This window comes from Aureimonas mangrovi, from assembly GCF_014058705.1.
GTDB classification, from domain to species: domain Bacteria; phylum Pseudomonadota; class Alphaproteobacteria; order Rhizobiales; family Rhizobiaceae; genus Aureimonas; species Aureimonas mangrovi.
The window spans coordinates 3446187-3467020 of sequence record NZ_CP059692.1 but is presented as its reverse complement, the minus strand read 5'-3'; the positions used below and the strand labels follow the sequence as shown (position 1 = coordinate 3467020).

At 68.1% G+C, this 20834-nt stretch carries 24 protein-coding genes; 15 read left to right on the top strand and 9 right to left on the bottom strand.

Translation table 11 applies throughout. The features are described 5' to 3' along the window. Positions 1 to 82: 82 nt before the first annotated feature. From murA to yacG, 4 genes are all read left to right on the top strand, one after another. Entirely contained in the window at positions 83 to 1372 is a 1290-nt protein-coding gene (gene murA, locus H1343_RS16765; RefSeq protein WP_185983951.1) for a UDP-N-acetylglucosamine 1-carboxyvinyltransferase, read from the top strand. Positions 1373 to 1517: 145 nt separating this feature from the next. Beyond that, entirely contained in the window at positions 1518 to 1736 is a 219-nt protein-coding gene (gene infA, locus H1343_RS16760) for a translation initiation factor IF-1 (RefSeq protein WP_055892241.1), read from the top strand. A gap of 17 nt (positions 1737 to 1753) precedes the next feature. Next, a complete protein-coding gene (locus H1343_RS16755) occupies positions 1754 to 2395 on the top strand; it encodes a Maf-like protein (RefSeq protein ID WP_185983950.1) in 642 nt (213 codons plus the stop codon). Next, positions 2392 to 2598, top strand: a complete 207-nt coding sequence (yacG, locus tag H1343_RS16750) for a DNA gyrase inhibitor YacG (RefSeq protein WP_185983949.1) — start codon at positions 2392 to 2394, stop codon at positions 2596 to 2598. Before H1343_RS16755 ends, yacG begins: the two co-directional genes overlap by 4 nt. 3 nt (positions 2599 to 2601) lie before the next feature. On the opposite strand, the gene H1343_RS16745 is transcribed toward yacG, so the two are convergent. From H1343_RS16745 to hrcA, 6 genes are all read right to left on the bottom strand, one after another. Further along, on the bottom strand, positions 2602 to 3006 hold the full coding sequence (locus tag H1343_RS16745; RefSeq protein WP_185985733.1) for a GFA family protein: 405 nt from the start codon (positions 3004 to 3006) through the stop codon (positions 2602 to 2604). Between the two features lie 11 nt (positions 3007 to 3017). Then, on the bottom strand, positions 3018 to 4334 hold the full coding sequence (locus H1343_RS16740; RefSeq protein ID WP_246333173.1) for an NAD(P)/FAD-dependent oxidoreductase: 1317 nt from the start codon (positions 4332 to 4334) through the stop codon (positions 3018 to 3020). Continuing rightward, entirely contained in the window at positions 4331 to 4474 is a 144-nt protein-coding gene (locus H1343_RS16735; protein ID WP_185983948.1) for a DUF3096 domain-containing protein, read from the bottom strand. Before H1343_RS16735 ends, H1343_RS16740 begins: the two co-directional genes overlap by 4 nt. A gap of 30 nt (positions 4475 to 4504) precedes the next feature. Then, entirely contained in the window at positions 4505 to 5275 is a 771-nt protein-coding gene (locus H1343_RS16730; protein WP_185983947.1) for a 3-hydroxybutyrate dehydrogenase, read from the bottom strand. A gap of 174 nt (positions 5276 to 5449) precedes the next feature. Continuing rightward, on the bottom strand, positions 5450 to 6067 hold the full coding sequence (gene grpE, locus H1343_RS16725) for a nucleotide exchange factor GrpE (protein WP_246333641.1): 618 nt from the start codon (positions 6065 to 6067) through the stop codon (positions 5450 to 5452). 183 nt (positions 6068 to 6250) lie between these two features. Beyond that, on the bottom strand, positions 6251 to 7387 hold the full coding sequence (gene hrcA / locus H1343_RS16720) for a heat-inducible transcriptional repressor HrcA (RefSeq protein ID WP_185983945.1): 1137 nt from the start codon (positions 7385 to 7387) through the stop codon (positions 6251 to 6253). 126 nt (positions 7388 to 7513) lie between these two features. Between hrcA and rph the strand changes: the two genes are divergently transcribed. The 10 genes from rph to H1343_RS16670 all read left to right on the top strand — a co-directional run bounded on the left by rph (position 7514) and on the right by H1343_RS16670 (position 17254). Beyond that, positions 7514 to 8236: a ribonuclease PH gene (gene rph / locus H1343_RS16715; protein WP_185983944.1), complete on the top strand. Its 723-nt coding sequence runs from the start codon at positions 7514 to 7516 to the stop codon at positions 8234 to 8236. Between the two features lie 47 nt (positions 8237 to 8283). After that, positions 8284 to 8913 carry an RdgB/HAM1 family non-canonical purine NTP pyrophosphatase gene (gene rdgB, locus H1343_RS16710; RefSeq protein ID WP_185983943.1) on the top strand — a complete coding sequence of 210 codons (630 nt, stop codon included), beginning with the start codon at positions 8284 to 8286 and terminating at the stop codon, positions 8911 to 8913. Further along, the gene (hemW, locus tag H1343_RS16705; protein WP_185983942.1) at positions 8910 to 10109 is read left to right on the top strand and encodes a radical SAM family heme chaperone HemW; all 1200 of its coding nucleotides are present in this window, start codon (positions 8910 to 8912) and stop codon (positions 10107 to 10109) included. Before rdgB ends, hemW begins: the two co-directional genes overlap by 4 nt. Then, entirely contained in the window at positions 10106 to 10429 is a 324-nt protein-coding gene (locus H1343_RS16700; protein ID WP_185983941.1) for a YnfA family protein, read from the top strand. Before hemW ends, H1343_RS16700 begins: the two co-directional genes overlap by 4 nt. Beyond that, complete coding sequence (rsmI, locus tag H1343_RS16695) at positions 10426 to 11319, top strand: 16S rRNA (cytidine(1402)-2'-O)-methyltransferase (RefSeq protein WP_185983940.1); 894 nt, start codon at positions 10426 to 10428, stop codon at positions 11317 to 11319. Before H1343_RS16700 ends, rsmI begins: the two co-directional genes overlap by 4 nt. Continuing rightward, on the top strand, positions 11316 to 11690 hold the full coding sequence (locus H1343_RS16690) for a YraN family protein (protein WP_185983939.1): 375 nt from the start codon (positions 11316 to 11318) through the stop codon (positions 11688 to 11690). The genes rsmI and H1343_RS16690 overlap by 4 nt, the downstream gene beginning before the upstream one ends. A 156-nt stretch (positions 11691 to 11846) precedes the next feature. Beyond that, the gene (locus H1343_RS16685; protein ID WP_185983938.1) at positions 11847 to 13739 is read left to right on the top strand and encodes a potassium transporter Kup; all 1893 of its coding nucleotides are present in this window, start codon (positions 11847 to 11849) and stop codon (positions 13737 to 13739) included. A gap of 65 nt (positions 13740 to 13804) precedes the next feature. Further along, the gene (gene gshB / locus H1343_RS16680) at positions 13805 to 14743 is read left to right on the top strand and encodes a glutathione synthase (protein WP_185983937.1); all 939 of its coding nucleotides are present in this window, start codon (positions 13805 to 13807) and stop codon (positions 14741 to 14743) included. 118 nt (positions 14744 to 14861) lie between these two features. Then, positions 14862 to 15530 (top strand): SH3 domain-containing protein, encoded by a 669-nt coding sequence (locus tag H1343_RS16675; protein WP_185983936.1) that lies wholly within the window; start codon positions 14862 to 14864, stop codon positions 15528 to 15530. A gap of 167 nt (positions 15531 to 15697) precedes the next feature. Further along, positions 15698 to 17254: a YifB family Mg chelatase-like AAA ATPase gene (locus H1343_RS16670; protein WP_185983935.1), complete on the top strand. Its 1557-nt coding sequence runs from the start codon at positions 15698 to 15700 to the stop codon at positions 17252 to 17254. 35 nt (positions 17255 to 17289) lie between these two features. Here the strand turns inward: H1343_RS16670 and H1343_RS16665 are convergent, their stop codons facing one another. Further along, the gene (locus tag H1343_RS16665; RefSeq protein ID WP_185983934.1) at positions 17290 to 17976 is read right to left on the bottom strand and encodes a glutathione S-transferase family protein; all 687 of its coding nucleotides are present in this window, start codon (positions 17974 to 17976) and stop codon (positions 17290 to 17292) included. A gap of 129 nt (positions 17977 to 18105) precedes the next feature. Beyond that, positions 18106 to 19110 carry an adenosine kinase gene (locus H1343_RS16660; protein WP_185983933.1) on the bottom strand — a complete coding sequence of 335 codons (1005 nt, stop codon included), beginning with the start codon at positions 19108 to 19110 and terminating at the stop codon, positions 18106 to 18108. Between the two features lie 130 nt (positions 19111 to 19240). Between H1343_RS16660 and H1343_RS16655 the strand changes: the two genes are divergently transcribed. Beyond that, on the top strand, positions 19241 to 19996 hold the full coding sequence (locus H1343_RS16655; RefSeq protein WP_185985731.1) for a sulfate transporter family protein: 756 nt from the start codon (positions 19241 to 19243) through the stop codon (positions 19994 to 19996). Here the strand turns inward: H1343_RS16655 and nth are convergent. Next, entirely contained in the window at positions 19950 to 20771 is an 822-nt protein-coding gene (nth, locus tag H1343_RS16650; RefSeq protein ID WP_185983932.1) for an endonuclease III, read from the bottom strand. The genes H1343_RS16655 and nth overlap by 47 nt on opposite strands. Between the last annotated feature and the right edge of the window lie 63 nt (positions 20772 to 20834).

Below are 20834 nucleotides of genomic sequence, written 5' to 3'. Positions count from 1 at the left end.
AGCAGGCGGCGCTCCGGCCGTTTGTACCGCGCCGCTCTCTCGTGTAGGAAGGCGCCTTTCCCGATCGACAGGACGCGCCTTCATGGATCGCATTCGCATACGCGGCGGCAACGCCCTCAACGGTACGATCCCCATCTCGGGCGCCAAGAACGCGGCGCTGCCGCTGATGATCGCCTCGCTCCTGACTGACGACACGCTGACGCTGGAGAACGTGCCGCATCTGGCCGATGTCGAGCAGCTCATCCGCATCCTCGGCAATCACGGCGTTGACTATTCCGTCACCGGCAAGCGCCTCGCGCACGATCCCGCGAGCGGGCGCACGATCCACTTCAACGCCCGCACCATCGTCGATACCACCGCGCCCTACGAGCTGGTCTCCAAGATGCGTGCGAGCTTCTGGGTCATCGGCCCGCTCCTGGCGCGCTGTCACAAGGCCAAGGTCTCGCTGCCCGGCGGCTGCGCCATCGGCACGCGGCCGGTGGACCTGTTCATCGACGGCCTGCGCGCCCTCGGCGCGACGATCGACATCGAGGCGGGTTACGTCGTCGCCGAGGCCAAGGGCGGCCTCGTCGGCAATCGCTTCCGCTTCCCGAAGGTCTCGGTAGGCGCCACGCACGTGATGCTGATGGCCGCCTCGCTCGCCAAGGGCGAAACCGTCATCGAGAACGCGGCGCGCGAGCCCGAGATCGTCGATCTGGCCGATTGCCTGAACGCGATGGGCGCGAAGATCACGGGCGCGGGCACCTCCGCCATCACGATCGACGGCGTGACAGCCCTTTCGGGCGCCCGCCACCGCGTCCTGCCGGACCGCATCGAGACCGGCACCTACGCGATCGCCGCCGCGATGGCGGGCGGCGACGTGACGCTGGAGGGCACGCGCGCCAGCCTCCTGACGGCCGCACTCGAGACGCTGGGCCAGGCCGGCGCCGAGATCACCGAGGTCGAGAACGGCATCCGCGTCGTGCGCAACGGCAACGGCATCCAGCCCGTCGACGTGACAACCGATCCGTTCCCCGGCTTCCCGACCGACCTTCAGGCGCAGTTCATGGCGCTGATGACGCGCTCGCAGGGCGTTTCCTCGATCACCGAGACGATCTTCGAGAACCGCTTCATGCACGTCCAGGAACTCGCTCGCCTCGGTGCGAAGATCTCGCTCGCCGGGCAGGTCGCGCGGGTTGAGGGCGTGGCACAGCTCAAGGGCGCGCCGGTGATGGCGACGGACCTTCGAGCCTCGGTCTCGCTGGTCATCGCCGGTCTCGTCGCCGAGGGCGAGACGGAGGTCAACCGCGTCTATCACCTCGATCGCGGCTTCGAGCGGCTGGAGGAAAAGCTGAGCGCCTGCGGGGCGGAGGTCGAGCGCATCTCGGGCTGACGCTTGCTTTTTCGGCCCGAAAAGCCGATTGAGGGCCAAATTCTGTTTTCTTCACGCTTCGATCGGGCCGCAAGGCACCCTCGACGCACGCCGGGCCGGCGCTTGCGGGCGCCCGGTCCCTTCCAAGCTCAAGGTCTGAACACGCATGGCGAAAGAAGAGGTTCTCGAATTTCCCGGAACGGTCACGGAACTGCTTCCGAACGCGACCTTCCGCATCAAGCTCGAGAACGATCACGAAATCATCGCCCACACGGCCGGGCGCATGCGCAAGAACCGCATCCGCGTGCTGACGGGTGACAAGGTTCTCGTCGAGATGACGCCCTACGATCTGACGAAGGGCCGCATCACCTACCGCTTCAAGTAGCGGCGAGGCAGCGCGTCATGGCTTCGCGCCCGCGGTACCTCGTCCTCGCCTCCGGCTCGCCGCGCCGGCTGGAACTGCTCCAGCAGGTGGGCATCGAGCCCGAGCGCCTGATGCCGGCCGATCTCGACGAGACGCCCGAGCGTTCCGAGCACCCGCGCTCGCTGGCCAAGCGCCTCTCGAAGGCCAAGGCCGAGGCGGCCGCGGCCGCGTTGAACACAGTCGGCGAGGGAGACGGGCGCTACGTGCTCGCAGCCGACACCGTCGTTTCCGTCGGCCGGCGCATCATGCCCAAGGCCGAGCTGGAGGAGGATGCGCTCGCCAATCTGCGAACGCTTTCAGGCCGCACGCACCGTGTCTATACGGGCGTGTGCCTCGTCACGCCGCAGGGGCGCTTGCGCCAGCGGCTGGTGGAGACGCGCGTGCGCTTCAAGCGGCTGACGAAGATGGATATCGAGCGCTACCTAGCTTCGGGCGAATGGCGCGGCAAGGCCGGCGGCTACGCCATTCAGGGCCTCGCCGGCGGCTTCGTCGTACGCCTTGTTGGCTCCTACACCAACGTCGTCGGCCTGCCGCTCTACGAGACGCTGTCGCTTCTGGAGGGGGAAGGCTTTCGCACCGCGCCCTCGCTGACGGGAGCCGATGAGCAGGAGCCGGCATGAACGGCCCGGTCGGCGACAAGGTGACGCCGCTGCGCCCCCGTCGCGAGTGCCCGGAATGCGGCCGGCCTTCGGAGCGGGCGACCTATCCGTTCTGCTCGCCGCGCTGCAAGGCGGTGGACCTTAACCGCTGGCTTTCGGGCTCCTATGTGATCCCCGGCACCGAGGAAGAGATTCCCGATCCCGATACCGACGAGCGCGGCTAGCCGTCAGTCGTCATGAGGTTTGCCGGGCAGCCTGCCGGTGCCACCGATCCACGGCAGCGCTGAATCGCACCAGATCTGGCGCCTCGGCTCGAGACCGGTGCGATCGTCGATCGAGCCCCAGCGGATCGCCCAGACACCACCATCCTCATCGCCGCTGGAAAAGAGCGGCGCACCACATGTCCCGCAGAAGTGCTGGCGTCGCACGTTGCCGCTGTCGGCGCGCTTTTCATAGACCCGTGGCATCGTTCCGGTCAGTTCGATGGTCGAACGATCGGCCGGCACGCTGACGCGGAACGGTGAGCCGCTGAGGCGCTGACAGTCGGTGCAGTGGCACACGCTCACCGTCTCGGGATCGATCGTCGCGCGATATCGAACCGCGCCGCAGTGACAGCCGCCTTCGATCTCCATCATCGCCTTCTTCAGTCCGCGTGCAGCTTGAGCGCCGGGCCCTTGGCTGGAGAGACGAGGTCCGCGAGGATCGCCACGCTGCCCCGCAGACGACCCAGAACGCGCCATTGGTGCTGGCGCTCCAATCCGTGATAGGCGGCCAGCGCGAAAGTGCCCTTGATCAGGAGATCGTCGCGCCTGGAGAAGCCGACGCGCCCCACCGTGCCGGCGCGGCCGAGCGATACGAGGCGCCCCTTGTCTTCGTGCCGGAAGGGCGGGGGGGTTTTGCCTTTCAGGACGTCAGGCAAGGCCTTTGCCAGATGTGCTGCCTGCTGGCTCGCGGTCTGCGCGGTCGGCGGCAGCGGCCTCTCCTCTCCCGGCGGCGTGAAGGCGGCCGAATCGCCGAGAACGTAGATGCGGCTGTCGACGGTCGAGCGCAGCCTCTCGTCGACGACGATGCGGCCCTTGCCGTCGACTTCGAAGTCGGAGAGGCGCTTCAGAAGCGGCGTCGCTGCGAGGCCCGCCGCCCAGACCGTCAGGTCGCTGGGCCAGGTCTCGCCCTTCACCGTGCGCAGTTCGGTCGGCGTCACCTCCGAGATTTCCGCGTCCGTCACCATCTTCACGTCGAGCGCGCGCAGGCGTTGGACGATCTGCGCGCGCAGATCGTCGTCGATGCCCGGCATGATCTGAGGGGCTGCCTCGATCAGCGTAACAGAAAGAAGCTTCCCACCCCCGCCGCCGACCTGCTCGCGACGGAAGCCGCGTTCGGAACGCCGCAGATGGGCGGCGAGCTCCGTGCCGGTCGCGCCGGTGCCGACGATCACCACTTCGGCCGGCAGACCCGTTTCACGCGCCGCGATCATCTTGGCGATGAAGCGGCGTCGGAAGGCCTCGGCATCCTCCGGGCCGTCGAGGCGTACCGCGTTCTCTGCAACGCCCGTCGTGCCGAAATCGGGCGTCTTGCCGCCAAGCGCTACGACGCAGATGTCGTAGTCCAGAGTGCGGGCGGCCGCGAGCTCGCGCCCATCGGTGTCCGTCATGACGCCGAGCGTCACGCGCCTCGCATCGCGGTCGATTTCGACCACCTCGCCCTGCTCGAAATGGAAACCGCGAAGATTGGCGAGAAGGTAGAACGAGATCTCCGCCAGCGACGTCGCGACCGTGCCTGCCGCGACTTCGTGCAGGCGCGGCTTCCACACATGGGCAGGCTGGCGGTCGACCAGCACTGTCTCGAAGTCGCCCTGCCGTGCGATCTGCGAGGCGAGTTCCAGTCCACCGGACCCACCGCCGAGGACTAGGATCCGGGGCTTTCCGGCGCGCGACTTGTCCTGCAACGGCGCTGCGGTCACGAGAAGAGGTTCGGGAAGAGACCGACGAGCCCGATGAAGATCAGGTAGAGCGCCACGATGATGTTGAGCAGGCGCGGGATCACGAGGATCAGGATGCCGGCGATCAGGGCGACGATCGGCTGGATGGCGACGATTTCCATGTCAGTGCTCCATTGGGGCTGGGCGGACGGTCAGCCCATGTACCAGCCATGGCTGGGGATGATGGACTGGCCCGTCAGCGCGTTGGAGCCGAAGCCGGCGAGAAAAACCGCGATTTCGGACACGTCCTCGACCGTCGTGAACTCCGCGTCGACCGTGCGGCCCAGCATCACCTTCTCCACCACGTCCTTCTCGGAAATGCCGAGGTCGCGCGCCTGTTCCGGGATCTGCTTCTCGACGAGCGGCGTCTTCACGAAGCCGGGGCAGATGATGTTGGAGCGTACGCCGTGCTTGCCGCCTTCCTTCGCCATCACCCTGCACAGGCCGAGAATGCCGTGCTTGGCCGCGACATAGGCACTCTTCAACGCCGACGGCTCGTGGCTGTGCACAGAGCCCATGTAGATCAGTGAGCCCGACTTCTGCGGATACATGTGCCTCACGCAGGCCTTGGTGAGTAGGAACGAGCCATGGAGATGGATGTCCACCACCTTGCGAAACTCTTCGAAGGGAAAGTCCTCGATCGGGTGGACGATCTGGATGCCGGCGTTCGCCACCATCGTGTCGATGCGACCGAAGCGCTTCACGGTCTCCTCGACGCCGGCGTTCACGGCCGCCTCGTCGGTGACGTCCATCGTCAGGCCGATCGCGTTGGTGCCGATCTCGTCGGCAGCGGCGCGGGCCGCCTCGCCGTTGAGGTCGGCGATCGCCACGCGCGCGCCCTCGGCGGCGTAGTGTTTCGCGATGGCCTTCCCGATGCCCGATGCCGCGCCGGTGACGATGGCGACATTGCCTTCAAGCCGCATGTTCCTGCCTCTTCTGGTGCCGCTGCAACGCGGCAGAAGATATGGCGCGGCGGGCGCGCGGCCATACCCACTGCATCGGCACTGGAGCGACCTATGCGTGTTCGAGAGGACGCGTGGCGCTCTAAAGAGAAAGGCGGCCGACGGCCGCCTTCGATTTCGCGTCGCCTGAATGCCTCAGGCGTCCTTGGTGCTTTCGTCCGGCACGCCGGGCTTGGGCGAGAGGCCCGGCTTGGCGCCGCCCTTGGAGACGCCGACCATCGCGGGGCGCAGCACGCGCTCGCCGATGGCGTAGCCATCCTGCACCACTTGGACGACGGTGCCGGCGGGGATGCTCCCGTCCGGGACCTCGAACATGGCCTGATGGAAATTCGGATCGAAACGCTGGCCCTGCGGCTCGAGCTTCTTCACGCCGTGGCGCTCCAGCGAGGAGAGCATCGAGCGGCCGGTCATCTCGACCCCCTCGACGAGCGCGGCATAGCCGGGATCGCCGGTCTCGTGCGCATCCTTGGGCAAAGCGGCGAGGGCCCGGTCGAGATTGTCGGCGACGGCCAGCATGTCCCGCGCGAAATTGGCGACCGCGAACTGGCGGGCGTCCTTGATCTCGCGCTCGGTGCGCCGCCGCAGGTTCTCCATGTCGGCTGCGAGGCGCAGGAGGCGGTCCTTCACGTCGGCGTTCTCGGCCTCGAGCTCGGCAATGCGCGCCCGGTCTGCCTCCGCCGCGCCCTCGGCCCACGCGCCGGCTTCGCCGGTGGCGGCCTCTTCGCCCGCCTGGCGCGCGCCCTCGGTCGCCATCGGCTCGCCCGTTTCGGCCTGATGGTCGGGGCGCTGGCTGTTCCGAATGTCGCTCGTCGTCATCGCGTCAGGAAACTCCGCTTGTGTCGTCCCGCGTCTTGGGCGCCGGTCGGTTCTGTCCGGGCGTTCGGGAGCGGGGCGTGATGATTTTCGTCCCCGATATCGAACGCGCAACGACCGAAATCAAGGCCGCGATGGGGGACGACCGGGCGCGCCGCCCTCGCCGAGTAGACGCGAGACGAGACGGGCGGTGTAGTCGACCATCGGCACGATGCGCCGATAGTTCAGCCGCGTCGGCCCGATGACGCCGACAGCCCCGACAACGCGCTCGGCGCCGTCCGTATAGGGCGCGATGACCAGGGAGGAGCCGGACAGGGAGAAGAGCTTGTTCTCCGAGCCGATGAAGATGCGAACCCCGTTGCCCGTCTCGGCGAGGTCGAGGAGTTCCACGATGGAGTTCTGCGTCTCCAGATCGTCGAACAGGTGCCGCAGCCGTTCGAGATCCTCGCTTGCCGTGACATTCTCCAGAAGGTTGGCGCGCCCGCGGACGATGAGCCGGGAGGGCTGACCCTGCGCCGCCCCGGACCAGACCGCGAGGCCGGCCTCCACGAGTTCGCGCGACAGCGCGTCGAGAGCGCTCGCCGTCTCGACCTTCATCGTCTCGACGCTGGCACGCGCCTCGCCGATGGTGCGCCCGACGACATGGGCGTTGAGGAAATTGCCGGCCTCCACGAGCTGCGAGGCGGTGACGCCGGCCGGCAGTTCGACGATGCGGTTCTCGACGTCGCCGTTCTCGCCGACGAGGACGGCGAGCGCCCTTGTCGGCTCCAACCGGATGAACTCGATGTGCTTCAGCCGAAGGTCGGACTTGGCGGTGACCACCAGGCCGGCCCCGCGCGACAGCCCGGAGAGAAGCTGGCTCGCCTCTGTGAGCAGTGTCTCGACACCGCGCCCGTCGCCCATCGCGCGGGCCTTCTCCTCGATCTCGTCGCGCTCGCCCGGACCCATATCGCCGGTTTCCAGGAAGGCGTCGACGAAGAAGCGAAGGCCGGTCTCCGTCGGCAGGCGGCCGGCCGAGACGTGCGGTGCGTAGATGAGGCCGAGCTGCTCGAGATCGCTCATCACGTTGCGGATCGAGGCCGGCGAGAGCGCGGTCGACAGGAGGCGCGAAAGGTTGCGCGAGCCCACCGGCTCGCCCGATTCCAGATAGGTGTCGACGATCAGCCGAAAGATCTCGCGCGCGCGCTCATCCAGCGGGTGAGGCGCCGCGAGCCCTGCCAGCCTGTTGTGATTGCCCGAAAACTGCGCCGTGAACGCCATGACCAGACTATAGGAACGCCGTGCCCCGGCGCCAAGCGCGCAAGGTAACGCAATTCCTTTGCCCACAGCGGCGTGAAGCGTTAAGGAGCGCCCATCCCGGACCCGAAAGATCGAAGCGAGACCCTTATGCGGCCTTCCAAACGCGCCAGCGACCAATTGCGCGACGTGTCCCTCGAGCGGGGCTTCTCGCGCCACGCGGAAGGCTCCTGCCTCGTCAAGTTCGGCGACACGCACGTCCTGTGCACGGCGAGCCTCGAGGAGCGCGTGCCGGGATGGCTGAAGAATTCCGGTCGCGGCTGGGTGACGGCCGAGTACGGCATGCTGCCGCGCGCCACGCACGAGCGCATGCGCCGCGAGGCCTCATCCGGCAAGCAGTCCGGCCGCACGCAGGAGATCCAGCGCCTGATCGGCCGCTCCCTGCGCGCCGTGGTCGATCTCGAAGCGCTCGGCGAGCGCCAGATCTCGCTCGACTGCGACGTCCTGCAGGCCGATGGCGGCACGCGCACGGCCTCCATCACGGGCGCCTTCGTCGCGCTGGCGGACTGTCTTGCGTGGATGGAGACCCGCGGCATGGTCAAGCGCGATAGGGTCCTGAAGGACCACGTCGCCGCCATCTCCTGCGGCATCCACGACGGCACGCCGGTGCTCGATCTCGACTATCTGGAGGATTCCTCTGCCGGCACCGACGCCAATTTCGTCATGACCGGGCGGGGCGGCATCGTGGAGATCCAGGGCACGGCCGAGGGCGAGCCCTTCTCGGAGGCCGAGCTGCAGGCGCTCCTCGGCCTCGCCAAGGCCGGCATCGCGACGCTGGTGGACAAGCAGCGCGAGGCGCTCGCGCAAGGCTGAGGCTATTTCGAGGAGCGACAACGCTTCTCGTGGAACGGACGGACGACATGACGCTTCTCGATCCCGAGGCCGGGCCGCTACTCGTGGCGAGCCACAACGCCGGCAAGATCGCCGAATTCCGCGATCTTCTCGGGCCGCTCGGCTTCGAGGTCGTCTCGGCGGCCGACAAGGGCCTGCCCGAGCCCGAGGAGACCGGCTCGACCTTCGAGGAGAACGCGCAGATCAAGGCGCTGGCCGCGGCCCGCGCGACGGGCCTTGCCGCTCTGTCGGACGATTCCGGCCTCGCGGTCGATGCGCTCAGCGGCGATCCCGGCATCTATTCGGCCCGCTGGGCCGGGCCGAACAAGGACTTTGCCAGGGCGATGGCGCAGGTGAACGAGAAGCTCGAACGCTCCGCCGACCGCACCGGCCGCTTCGTCGCCGTCCTGTGTCTCGCGACCCCGGACGGCGCGACGCGCCTTTTCCGTGGCGAGATCGAGGGAACGCTCGTCTGGCCGCCACGCGGCGCGCTCGGGTTCGGCTACGATCCGATGTTCCGGCCGGAAGGCCAAGAGCGCACCTTCGGCGAGATGAGCGCGGAGGAGAAGCACGGCTGGGCGCCCGGACAGGCGCACGCTCTCTCGCATCGCGCCCGCGCCTTTCGGCTCTTCGCGAAGGAGGCGCTCGGCGTCTCATGAACGCGCACACGGGCAAGCTGACGGCGATCCGTCCTTTCACGCCGCCAGCCGGCGATCCGGGCTTCGGCGTCTACGTCCACTGGCCGTTCTGCGCGGCCAAATGCCCCTATTGCGACTTCAATTCCCACGTTCGCCACCAGCCGGTGGACCAGAAGCGCTACGTCGCCGCCTTCGCGCGCGAGATCGCCGAGATGGCGCGCCGCTCGCCCGGCCAGCGCGTGACGTCGATCTTCCTCGGCGGCGGCACGCCCTCGCTGATGGAGCCGGGAACGGTCGCCGCCATCCTCGAGGCCGTTGCCGCCAACTGGACCGTGGAGGACGGGGCGGAGATCACGCTGGAGGCCAATCCCTCCTCGGTGGAGGCGGAGCGCTTTCGCGGCTATCGCGCGGCCGGCGTCAACCGCGTCTCTCTCGGCGTGCAGGCGCTCAACGATCCCGACCTGCGGCGTCTCGGCCGGCTGCATGACGTCGATCAGGCGCTCGGCGCCATCAGGCTCGCGCGAGAGATTTTCCCGCGTCTCTCCTTCGACCTGATCTACGCGCGCCCCGACCAGACGGTGGAGGCCTGGGAGACCGAGCTTTCCCGCGCGATGGATCTGGCCGCCGACCATCTCTCTCTCTACCAGCTGACGATCGAGGAAGGCACCGCCTTCTACGCCCTGCACAAGGCGGGCAAGCTCGTCGTGCCGGACGGCGACCTTTCGGCCGATCTCTACGAGGCGACGCAGCGCCTGACGGCGGCGCGTGGCCTGCCGGCCTACGAGATTTCCAACCACGCGGTGCCGGGCGCGGAATCGCGCCACAACCTCACCTACTGGCGCTATGGCTTGTATGCCGGCATCGGCCCCGGTGCGCACGGCCGCCTCGAGGGCGCGGACGGGCTGCGCCACGCGCTCTCCAACGAGAAGCATCCCGAGACTTGGCTGAAGATGGTCGAGGACTGGGACGCGGGCATCGCCGACGACGAGCCGCTGGGCCCTTCGGAGCAGGCCGACGAGATGCTGCTGATGGGTTTGCGGCTCGTGGAAGGGCTCGACCTCAAGCGCTGGCGTTCGCTGACGGGGCGCGACGTCGATCCCGTCGTCGAGGCCGATCTCAAACGTCACGGCATGATCGAACGCCTTGGCCGGGACCGCATCCGCGCGACGCCAGCCGGCATGCTGGTGCTGGACGCCGTCGTGGCGGATCTGGCGTGAGCTTTGTCTTCTATGGGGGCGCGGCGCTCGCCGAGATCGCCGGCTGCTTCGCCTTCTGGGCATGGTGGCGGCAGGGCGCCTCGATCCTGTGGCTGGCGCCCGGAATGGCGGCGCTCGCCCTTTTCGCCTTCCTTTTGACGCAGGTCGACGCCGCCCATGCGGGCCGCGCCTATGCCGCCTATGGCGGGGTCTATATCCTTGCATCCCTGATGTGGCTCTGGCTCGTGGAGCGCGCCATGCCCGATCGCTTCGACCTCGCCGGAACGGCGCTCTGCCTCGTCGGCGCCGCCGTCATCCTCTGGGCGCCCCGCCCGGCATGAGCGAGGCGCGTCCTCCTTCCTTCCTGCTTCGCGGGCAATCCGTGCCGGCCCCGCGCCCCGCGCCGGGCCTCTATCTCGTCGCGACGCCCATCGGAAACCTCTCGGACATCACGCTGCGGGCGCTGGAGGTCCTGGCCGGCGCCGACATCCTGGCCTGCGAGGATACGCGTGTCACCGCCAAGCTCCTGCAGCGTTTCGCCATCGACCGGCGGCCCGTCTCCTATCACGAGCACAACGAGGCGGCAGCCGGCGAGGCGCTGTTGGCCGAGTTGACGGCCGGCAAGTCGGTCGCGCTGGCATCGGATGCCGGCACGCCCCTCGTTTCCGATCCCGGCTTCCGGCTCGTCGAGCGTGCGCTGGAGGCGGGGATCGCTGTCGTGCCCGTGCCGGGCGCCTCCGCCCCGTTGGCCGCGCTCCTCGCCAGCGGCCTGCCGTCAGACGCCTTCTTCTTCGCCGGCTTCCTGCCGAGCAAGGAGACGGCGCGGCGCAAACGCCTGGAAGCGCTGGCACGCGTGCCGGGCACGCTGATCTTCTTCGAATCGCCCAATCGCGTCGCCGCCGGCCTTCATGACATGGCCGGCGTCCTCGGCGACCGTCCCGCGGCTGTCTGCCGCGAACTGACGAAGATGCACGAGACCGTCTATCGCGGCGCCCTGTCCGAACTCGCCGCCGCCTTCGACGCTATGGAGCGCGTGCGCGGAGAGATCGTCGTCTGCGTCGGCCCGCCGGCCGCCGAGGAAGCTGCGGAGGGCGCCGACGCCGAGGCGATCCTCGCCGGGCTTCTGGCCGAGATGAAGCCCGCGCAGGCTGCCGCCGAGGCCGTGAGGCTTACGGGGCTGCCCAAGCGCGAGCTCTACGCCATGGCACTCGCGCTGAAGGCGAAGGATTGAAGGCCGGCGCCGATCGACGGCGACGCTTCTTCGCCAAGGGGCATCGTGCGGAACGTCTTGCCGCCTGGGCGTTGCGCCTGAAGGGCTATCGCATCATCGAAATGCGACACCGCACCTCGCTCGGCGAGATCGACCTCGTCGCCCGGCGCGGCTCGACGGTGGCGATCGTCGAGGTCAAGGCGCGCGGCAGCCTCGCCTTGGCGATCGATGCCGTGACGCCCGCCTCACGCAGGCGCATCGAGGCTGCGGCCGATCTCTGGCTTGCGCGCCAACCGGATGCCCACCACATATCCCTCCGCTTCGATATCGTCGCAGTCCTGCCGCGCCGTTGGCCCCGCCATCTGGCCGGCGCGTGGGAACCGCGCCCCTGAGCGAGCGTTGTTACGCCGCATCTCCATCGAAGGCACAATGGCGCGACGGTCGATCGCGGCCCACGGCAAGCATTCATCGGCCCCAACCCGAGGCATCAGGCGCAGCACGCCGTCCGACGATCGGACCGCCGCCTCATCTTTCCGAGATCAAGACCCATGTCGGTCAGCCCCCTTCTCGCCACGGACGATGCATCGTCCGAACGGCCGAGCTTCGCCGCGCTCACGCTCGGCTCCATCGGTGTCGTCTACGGCGACATCGGCACCAGCCCTCTCTACGCCTTGCGTGAATCGCTCCTGCACGCGGCCGAGGACGGCATATCGCAGGCGGAGGTGATCGGCGTCGTCTCGCTGCTCCTCTGGACGCTGACGATCGTCGTCTCGCTGAAATACGTCGCCCTCATCTTGAAGGCCGACAACAACGGCGAGGGCGGCGTCCTGACGCTGCTGGCGCTCGCGCAGCGCTACGCCGGCCGCTCCACGGCGCTTCTGGCCGTCGGCATGGTCGCGGCCTCGCTCTTCTACGGCGATGCGCTGATCACCCCGGCCATTTCGGTTCTGTCGGCGATGGAAGGCCTCAAGCTCGTCTCACCGCAGGTCGGCGCCTGGGCGTTGCCGCTGACGCTCGTCATCCTCACCGCGCTTTTTGCCGCGCAGGCCTATGGCACGGCGCATATCGCGCGGCTGTTCGGCCCGATCACCCTTCTCTGGTTCGTGGTACTGGCGGGGCTCGGGCTCTGGCACATCTTCGACGCGCCGCAGATCCTGGCGGCCGTCAACCCGCTGGCGGCGCTCTCCTTCGTGCGCGAGCACGGGCTCGTCTCGCTCGCCATCCTCGGCACGGTCTTCCTCGCCGTCACGGGCGCCGAAGCCCTCTATGCCGATCTCGGCCATTTCGGGCGCGGGCCGATCCGACTCGCCTGGAGCACGGTGGTGTTCCCGGCGCTCGCGCTCAACTATCTGGGGCAGGGGGCGCTGATCCTGTCGCAGCCGCAGGCGCTGGAGAACCCGTTCTACCTCCTCGCCCCGGCCTCCATGCTGCTTCCGCTCGTCGTGCTCGCCACGATGGCGACGGTGATCGCCGCGCAGGCCGTCATCACCGGCGCCTTCTCGCTCACCCATCAGGCGGTGCAGCTCGGCCTCCTGCCCCGCATGGAGGTGCGCCACACCTCGGCCGAGCATGTCGGCCAGATCTACATCCCGAAGGTCAACCTCCTCCTCTTCCTCGGCGTGATCGCGCTGGTGCTCTTCTTCGGAACGTCGAGCGAGCTGGCCGGGGCGTACGGCATTGCCGTCGCCGGCAACATGCTGGCGACGTCGATCCTCGCCATCGTCGTGTTCCGCCGTGCCTGGAACTGGTCCTCCCTGCGCATCGCCGCCGTGATGGTGCCGATCGTGGCGCTGGAGTTCGTCTTCTTCGGTGCCAATCTCACGAAGTTCGTCGCCGGCGGCTACGTGCCCGTCGGCCTCGCGCTGGTGCTGCTTCTGGCGATGGGCACCTTCGTGCGCGGCACGCGCCTCGTCCAGGAGAAGGCCGCGCGCGATGCGGTGCCGCTGGAGGAACTGTGCGCGATGCTCCGGCGCTCCAAGCCCGCGACGGCGCCCGGAACCGCAGTCTTCATGTCGGGCGATCCCTTGATCGCCCCGTCCTCGCTCCTGCACAACATCAAGCACAACGGCGTGCTGCACGAGCAGAATTGGATCCTGACGGTCAAGACGGCCAACAAGCCGCGCGTCTCCGCCGAGCACCGCCTCCTGATCGAGCCGATCGACGACCGCTTCAAGCGCGTGACCGTCACCTTCGGCTACATGGAGGAGCCGAACGTGCCGGCCGCGCTCGCGCTCGCCAAGCGCCAGGGGCTGAAGTTCGAGATCATGCAGACCTCGTTCTTCCTGTCGCGCCGCTCGCTGCGCGCGCTCGCCCACCGCGGCATGCCGAACTGGCAGGATCGGCTCTACATCGCGCTCTACAGGCAGGTGGCCGATGCCACGCAGTTCTACCGCCTGCCGACCAACCGCGTCGTGGAGATGGGCCAGCAGCTCGCGATCTGACTTGCGGCAGCCGGCGCGCTTGAGTACCGCAAGGGCCAGCATCGCGCAGCGAAGGACGTGAAGTCATGGCTTTGAAGGTCGCGGTCCAGATGGACCATGTCTCCTCGATCACCATCAAGGGCGATTCGACCTTCGCCCTGTGCCTCGAGGCCGAGCGCCGGGGGCACGAGCTCTTTCACTATACGCCCGATCGCCTGACCTTCCGCGACGGCGTCGTCTCGGCGCGGGTCGAGGCGATGAACCTCCGTGAGGAACAGGGAAAGCACTTCACGCTGGGCGAGCCCGCGCGCGTCGACCTCTCGACGATGGACGTGGTGCTGTTGCGCCAGGACCCGCCCTTCGACATGAACTACATCACCTCGACGCACCTCCTGGAGCGCATCCACCCGAAGACGCTCGTGGTCAACGACCCGGCCTGGGTGCGCAACATGCCCGAGAAGATCTTCGTCACCGAGTTCACCGACCTGATGCCGGAAACGCTGATCACCAAGGATCCGGCGGAGGTCGCTGCCTTCCGCGCCGAGCACGGTGAGATCGTGATGAAGCCGCTCTACGGCAATGGCGGCGCCGGCGTCTTCCACCTGACGCGCGAGGACCGCAACCTCACCTCCTTCATGGAAACCTTCGCGCTCCTGTTCCGGGAGCCCTTCATCGTCCAGCGCTACCTGAAGGACGTGCGGAAGGGCGACAAGCGCATCATCCTCATCGATGGCGAGCCGGTCGGGGCGATCAACCGCGTGCCGGCGGAGACCGATGCGCGATCCAACATGCATGTCGGCGGGCGCGCTGAGGCGACCGAGCTGACGGCCCGCGAGCGCGAGATCTGCGAGCGCATCGGCCCCGCCCTCAAGGAACGAGGCCAGATTTTCGTCGGGATCGACGTGATCGGCGACTATCTGACCGAGATCAACGTCACCTCCCCGACCGGCATCCGCGAGGTCAAGCGCTTCGGCGGGGCCGATATCGCTGCGCTGTTCTGGGATGCGGTCGAGGCGAAGCGCTGACGGGCCTCCTCGATCGTCTGAACGCCGGCTGAACGCTGCGTTCGGCAACCGTTCGGGCAGGGCGTGGTTTTTCTCGGGTCACGGATCAACGCTTCGTCCCCGAAGGAGACGTAACCCCATGTCGAAGACCTTCCTGCGCCCGCTCCTGATTGTCGGCGCACTGCTCGTTCCGGCCGTGGCATCCGCCGCCCCAGCCGTCGCCACCACCAACGTCAATCTGCGCTCCGGGCCCTCCACCGCCTATCCAGCCGTCGATGTCGTGCGCGGTGGTGCCAGCGTGAACGTGCACGGGTGCCTGTCCAACCGCTCCTGGTGCGACGTCACCTATGCCGGCCTGCGCGGCTGGATGTCGTCCAACTACCTCGCCCAGTCCTACGGCGGCACCCGCTACACCGGCACGCGGGTCGTCGAGCGGTTCAATGCGCCCGTCATCTCCTTCCAGTTCGGCAATTACTGGGACAACCACTATCGTGGGCGCTCCTTCTACCGCGACCGTGATCGCTATCGCGGCCTCGATCGCGGCGATGTCCGACGCGAGGTCCGCGAAGACCGCCGTGACTGGCGTGATGAGCGCCGCGATGATCGCCGTGACTGGCGCGACGACCGCCGGGACGACCGTCGTGACTGGCGGGAGGATCGCCGGGACGATCGCCGTGACTGGCGCGCCGACCGGCGTGACGACCGGCGCGATGATCGTCGGGACTATCGCGATGACCGACGTGAAGATCGGCGCGACGGCCGTCGCCTCGGCCCCAACGAGGTCGTGATCGAGGGGCGCATCAACTGACACGCGGCCATTAACAGAGCGATAACCTCTCGAGCGGCCGGATCGCGAGAAGCGATTCGGCCGCTTTTTGTTCGCTTTGCGTTCTTGTCCTCCGGTTGTGCTGCTGCTAACAGTTCGCGTTCAGAGTGTGTTGGACGGCGGCGTCTGCCCAGACAGGATGTCGAATCATGGTCGCTCGGGTCACCACGGTCGCGTTTCAGGGCATCGACGCCGTGCGGGTCGACGTGCAGGTTATGGTCGCGCCGGGCCGCGTCGGCATGCAGATCGTGGGCCTGGCAGACAAGGCCGTCGCCGAGAGCCGGGAGCGGGTGCAGGCCGCGCTTCATGCGTCCGGGCTCGCAATGCCGCCCAAGCGCGTGACGGTCAACCTCGCGCCGGCCGATCTGCCGAAGGAAGGCTCGCACTACGATCTTCCGATCGCGCTGGGCCTGATGGCGGCGCTCGGTGCACTTCCTTCGGACGCGCTGGCCGGCTTCGTTGTTCTCGGTGAGCTGTCGCTGGACGGCACGATCGCCCCGGTCGCCGGAGCGCTCCCGGCGGCGATGGCCGCCAACGCGATGGAGATGGGCCTTCTGTGCCCCGCAGCCTGCGGCCCGGAAGCGGCGTGGGCGAGCGCGGAGATGGAGATCCTCGCGCCGCGCAGCCTCATCCAGCTCGCCAACCACTTTCGCGGCACGCAGGTGTTGTCCCGGCCGCAGGCGGCGGTGAAGGTCGCGGCCGAAGGGCTGCCGGACCTTGCCGACATCCGCGGGCAGGCCGGGGCGCGGCGCGCCTTGGAGGTGGCGGCCGCCGGCGGCCACAATCTCCTGATGTCGGGCCCGCCGGGCTCGGGCAAGTCGATGCTGGCGGCGCGCCTGCCCTCGATCCTGCCGGCGCTTTCGCCGGCCGAGTTGCTGGAGGTCTCGACCATCGCTTCCATTTCGGGCGAGCTGGCGGGCGGGCGGCTAACCGACCGCCGGCCCTTCCGCGCCCCGCATCATTCGGCTTCGATGGCGGCGATGGTGGGCGGGGGCCTGCGGGTGCGGCCGGGCGAGGTTTCCCTGGCCCATCGCGGTGTTCTCTTTCTCGACGAGTTTCCCGAGTTCACGCCGGCCGTCCTCGATTCGCTGCGCCAGCCCTTGGAAAGCGGACAGAGCGTGATCGCGCGCGCCAATCATCACGTCACCTATCCCGCGCGCTTCCAGCTCGTCGCGGCGATGAACCCCTGCCGTTGCGGCATGGCGGGTGAGCCCGGCCATACCTGCGCGCGGGGTCCGCGCTGCCAGACGGACTATCAGGCACGCATCTCCGGCCCGCTGCTCGACCGGATCGATCTGCGCGTCGAAGTGCCGGCCGTGAGCGCGTCCGATCTGATGCGCCCGGCAACGGCGTCCGAGAGCTCCGCGGCGGTGAAGGCGCGGGTGGAGCGGGCGCGCGCGATGCAGATGGAGCGCTATACGACGCTCGGCCTTCCCGGTGTCGGGCTCAACGCCGAGTGCCCGTCGGCGGCGGTGGAGACGGTGGCCGAACTCGACGAGGGCGGTGCGGCGCTATTGCGCGAGGCGGCGGACAAGGCGCGCTTTTCGGCTCGGGCCTATCACCGCATCCTCAAGGTGGCGCGGACGCTTGCCGATCTCGAAGCGAGTGACATCGTCCGAAGCGTTCATCTGGCCGAGGCGATCGCCTACCGCATGGCGGGTGAGGCGTCGGGCGTGCGAGCTGTTGCCGATCTCGAAACGGCCTGACCGTCGGCGCAAAAGTCCCGCCTAGGACGGAGGGCTCAGGTCGCCGAATGGCGCAGATCCGCGGTGATGACGCCCATGGTGCGGGCATCCTCCTCGTGGCCGGCTTCGCGCCAAGGCTCGGCGAGACCCGCCTCGTACCATTCGCGCATCGAGGGCAGCGCGAGCAGCCGCTCCACATAGGCGGCCGAAGGCGCGGAAAGCTCGAGCCCGTAGGTCTGAACCCGGAAGGCGACGGGCGCGAAGAAGGCGTCGGCGGCCGTGAAGCCGTCGCCCGCCAGGAACGGGCCGCCGAAGCGTTCGAGGCCTGTCGCGAAAATCTCGTCGACGCGCGCGATGTCGCGCAGGAGGGCCTTGGGGCGCGACTCGAGGCGGATGCGCAGCCCGGCATTGAAGGTGCAGCGCGCCCGTAGGGCCTCGAGGCCCGAATGCATTTCGGCCGCGACAGAGCGGGCGTAAGCTCGCGCCTCGCGCCCCGCCGGCCACACGCGCGGGTTCTGCTCGGCGAGATATTCGGCGATGGCGAGCGAGTCCCAGACGGTCAGCGCGCCGTCGACGAGGCATGGCACGCGGCCGTTCGGCGAAAAGGCGCGGAAGCTCTTCCAGCTGTCGGCCTCGAAGGGGACGAGCACCTCGTCGAAGTCGAAGCCGAGTTCGCGCATCAGCACCCAAGGGCGCAGCGACCAGGAGGAGTAGTTCTTGTTCGCGATATAGAGCTTGCGCATGCCGCCTTCCTCATCTGCCGACGTCGCGCGCCCCGGCCGCGCGACGGCTGTCCGATTTCACTCCGGCCGAGGGCCTGTCGTCGTTTCAGCCATCCGGTACGGACCCTGGGCGACGGCCCGACGCCGTCGTCATCCGCCGTTGAGCAGCCGCGCGGCTTGCGGAATCTTCGCGAGCGGCTGCATCGGCCGTGGGCCGATCTGCGCGATGATGTGGCCGGCCGCGACGGCGCCGAGCGCGGCCGAGCGCGCATCGTCGAGGCCCATCGTGTAGCCCCGCAGGAAACCGGCGGCGAACAGATCGCCTGCGCCGGTGGTGTCGACCACGGTCTCGACGCGCGTCGCCTCGAAGGTCTGGCGCTCCGCGCCTCTCACGACGACGCAGCCCTTCTCGGAGCGGGTGACGACGGCAAGTCGCTTCGTGTCCTGCCCGATGCGCACGAGCGCATCGTCGAGATCGTCCGTCTCGTAGAGCGCGAGCGCCTCGGCCTCGTTGGCGAAGACGATGTCGACGGTGCCGGAACGCATGAGTTCGAGAAATTCGCCGCGATAACGATCGACGCAGAAGGAATCCGACAGCGTCATTGCCACTTCGTTGCCTGCGTCGTGGGCGATCGTCGCCGCCTTCACGATCGCGTCCTTGGCGCGCGGAGGATCCCAGAGATAGCCCTCGAAATAGGTGACCTTCGCCGCCGCCACGAGCGTCTCGTCGATGTCCTCGGGGCCGAGTTCCACGCAGGCGCCGAGATAGGTGCTCATCGAGCGCTCGCCGTCCGGCGTGACGAGGATCATGCAGCGTGCCGTCGGCGGCTCACCCGACAGCGGCGCGGTCTCGTAGCGCACGCCGAGCGAGCGGATGTCGTGAGCGAAGATTTCGCCCAGCGAGTCGCTCGAGACCTTGCCGATATAGGCGCCCGTGCCGCCGAGGCTGACGAGCCCCGCGACGGTGTTGCCGGCCGAACCGCCCGACATCTCGACCGCCGGCCCCATCGCCTCGTAGAGGGACACCGCGCGCTCCGCGTCGATCAGCGTCATCGCGCTCTTCTCGACGGCAAGGCGAAGGAGCGCCTCGTCCTCGACGCGTGAGATGACATCGACGATGGCGTTGCCGATGGTGAGAACGTCGTACTGGCTCATGCGGCGATCGATCCGTGCTCTTTGCGCTTGTCTGGCTCTACCCGGCCCGACGGAAAAACGCGAGGCGCGCCGACGCGATTGCTGGGTCGGAGGCACTATCCTATCTGGGTGGGGACACGGAGAGACCATGATGATCTTCACCTCGGCACGGCTTGCCCTTTCGAACCTCTTCTCGCGCCCTTTCCGCTCGGCGCTCTGGAAGATGCTGGGGCTGACGATCGTGGCGCTGATCGCACTATGGTTCGCGGTGCGCTGGGTCTTCGCCACCGTCGCGATCCCGTTCTTCGCCGGTTTCACGCCGGATATGCCGGCCTGGGTCGACAATGCCGGTGTCTTCGCCGGGGTCGCAGCGTCCATTGCGCTGGCCTTTCTGCTCGCCTTCCTGATCGCGCCGGTGTCCTCGCTGATCGCGGGCTTCTTCCTCGACGACGTCGCCGACGTCGTCGAACGCGAGCACTATCCGCAGATGCCGCAGGGCCGCGCGATGGATTTCCTGCCGGGGCTCGTCCTGTCGCTGAAGTTCTTCGGCATCGTCATCCTCGGCAATCTTCTCGCCTTCGCACTCCTCTGGGTGCCCTTCGTCAATATTGCCGCCTTCTTCGTGATCAACGGCTATCTGCTCGGCCGCGAATATTTCGAGTTCGCGGCGCTGCGCTACCGGCCGGAGGAGAACGCCAAGGCCCTGCGGGCACGCTACGGCGCGAGCGTGATGATCGCTGGGCTCCTCATCGCGGCGTTCCTCGCCGTGCCGATCCTCAATCTTCTCACTCCGCTCTTCGCTGCCGCCTTCATGGTGCATCTGCACCAGCGCGTGACACAGAAGGAGGGCGGGCTGACCCTCAATCCGCCGGCAGGAGCGGGCGTGCCTGCGGACCCGCGCCCGTGACGGGCAGCGCCTGAAGCCGGGCGGGGATGTCCGTCGTCTTCTCATCGGCCTTGCAGAGGTCGGCGATGATGCAGGCCGGGCATTCGGGCTTTCGCGCCTTGCACACGTAGCGGCCGTGCAGGATCAGCCAGTGATGGGCGTGCCGCAGGAACCCGCCTGGGATGATTTTCAGGAAGTTTCGCTCCACTTCCTCGGGCGTCTTGCCGGGAGCGATCTTCAGACGGTTGCCGATCCGAAAGATATGCGTGTCGACCGCCAGCGTCTCTTCGCCGAACGCAGTGTTGAGGACGACGTTTGCAGTCTTCCGGCCGACGCCGGGCAGCGCCTCGAGTGCCTCTCGCCCGCGCGGCACTTCGCCGCCGTGTTCCTCGACCAGCTTTTTCGCCAGCGCCGCGACGTTCTTTGCCTTGTTGCGATAAAGACCGATCGACTTGATCTCCTCCCGGATTTCATCTTCGCCGAGCGCAGCCATTGCCTGCGCATTGTCGGCCCGCGCGAAGAGGCCCCGTGTCGCGCGGTTGACGCCCGCATCCGTCGCCTGTGCCGAAAGCACGACGGCGATGAGCAGCGTGAAGGCGTCGGTATGCATGAGCTCGGGCTGCGGCTCGGGGCGCTGCACGGCAAAGCGCCGGAAGATTTCGGCGATCTCGTCCGCCGTGTAAGGGATGCGCGGGCGCCGCGCCGCCGTCCTGCGGCGCACGGCCGATGCCACCTTGCGCTTCGTCGCTGCACCGCTCGCCGGCTTGCCCGCCGTCCCGCCTGCCTTGTCGGCCATTCTTTCGCCCGATCGTCCCGCTGCACTTTCTCGCCGAACGGGGATACAGTCGCCGCGGGCGGG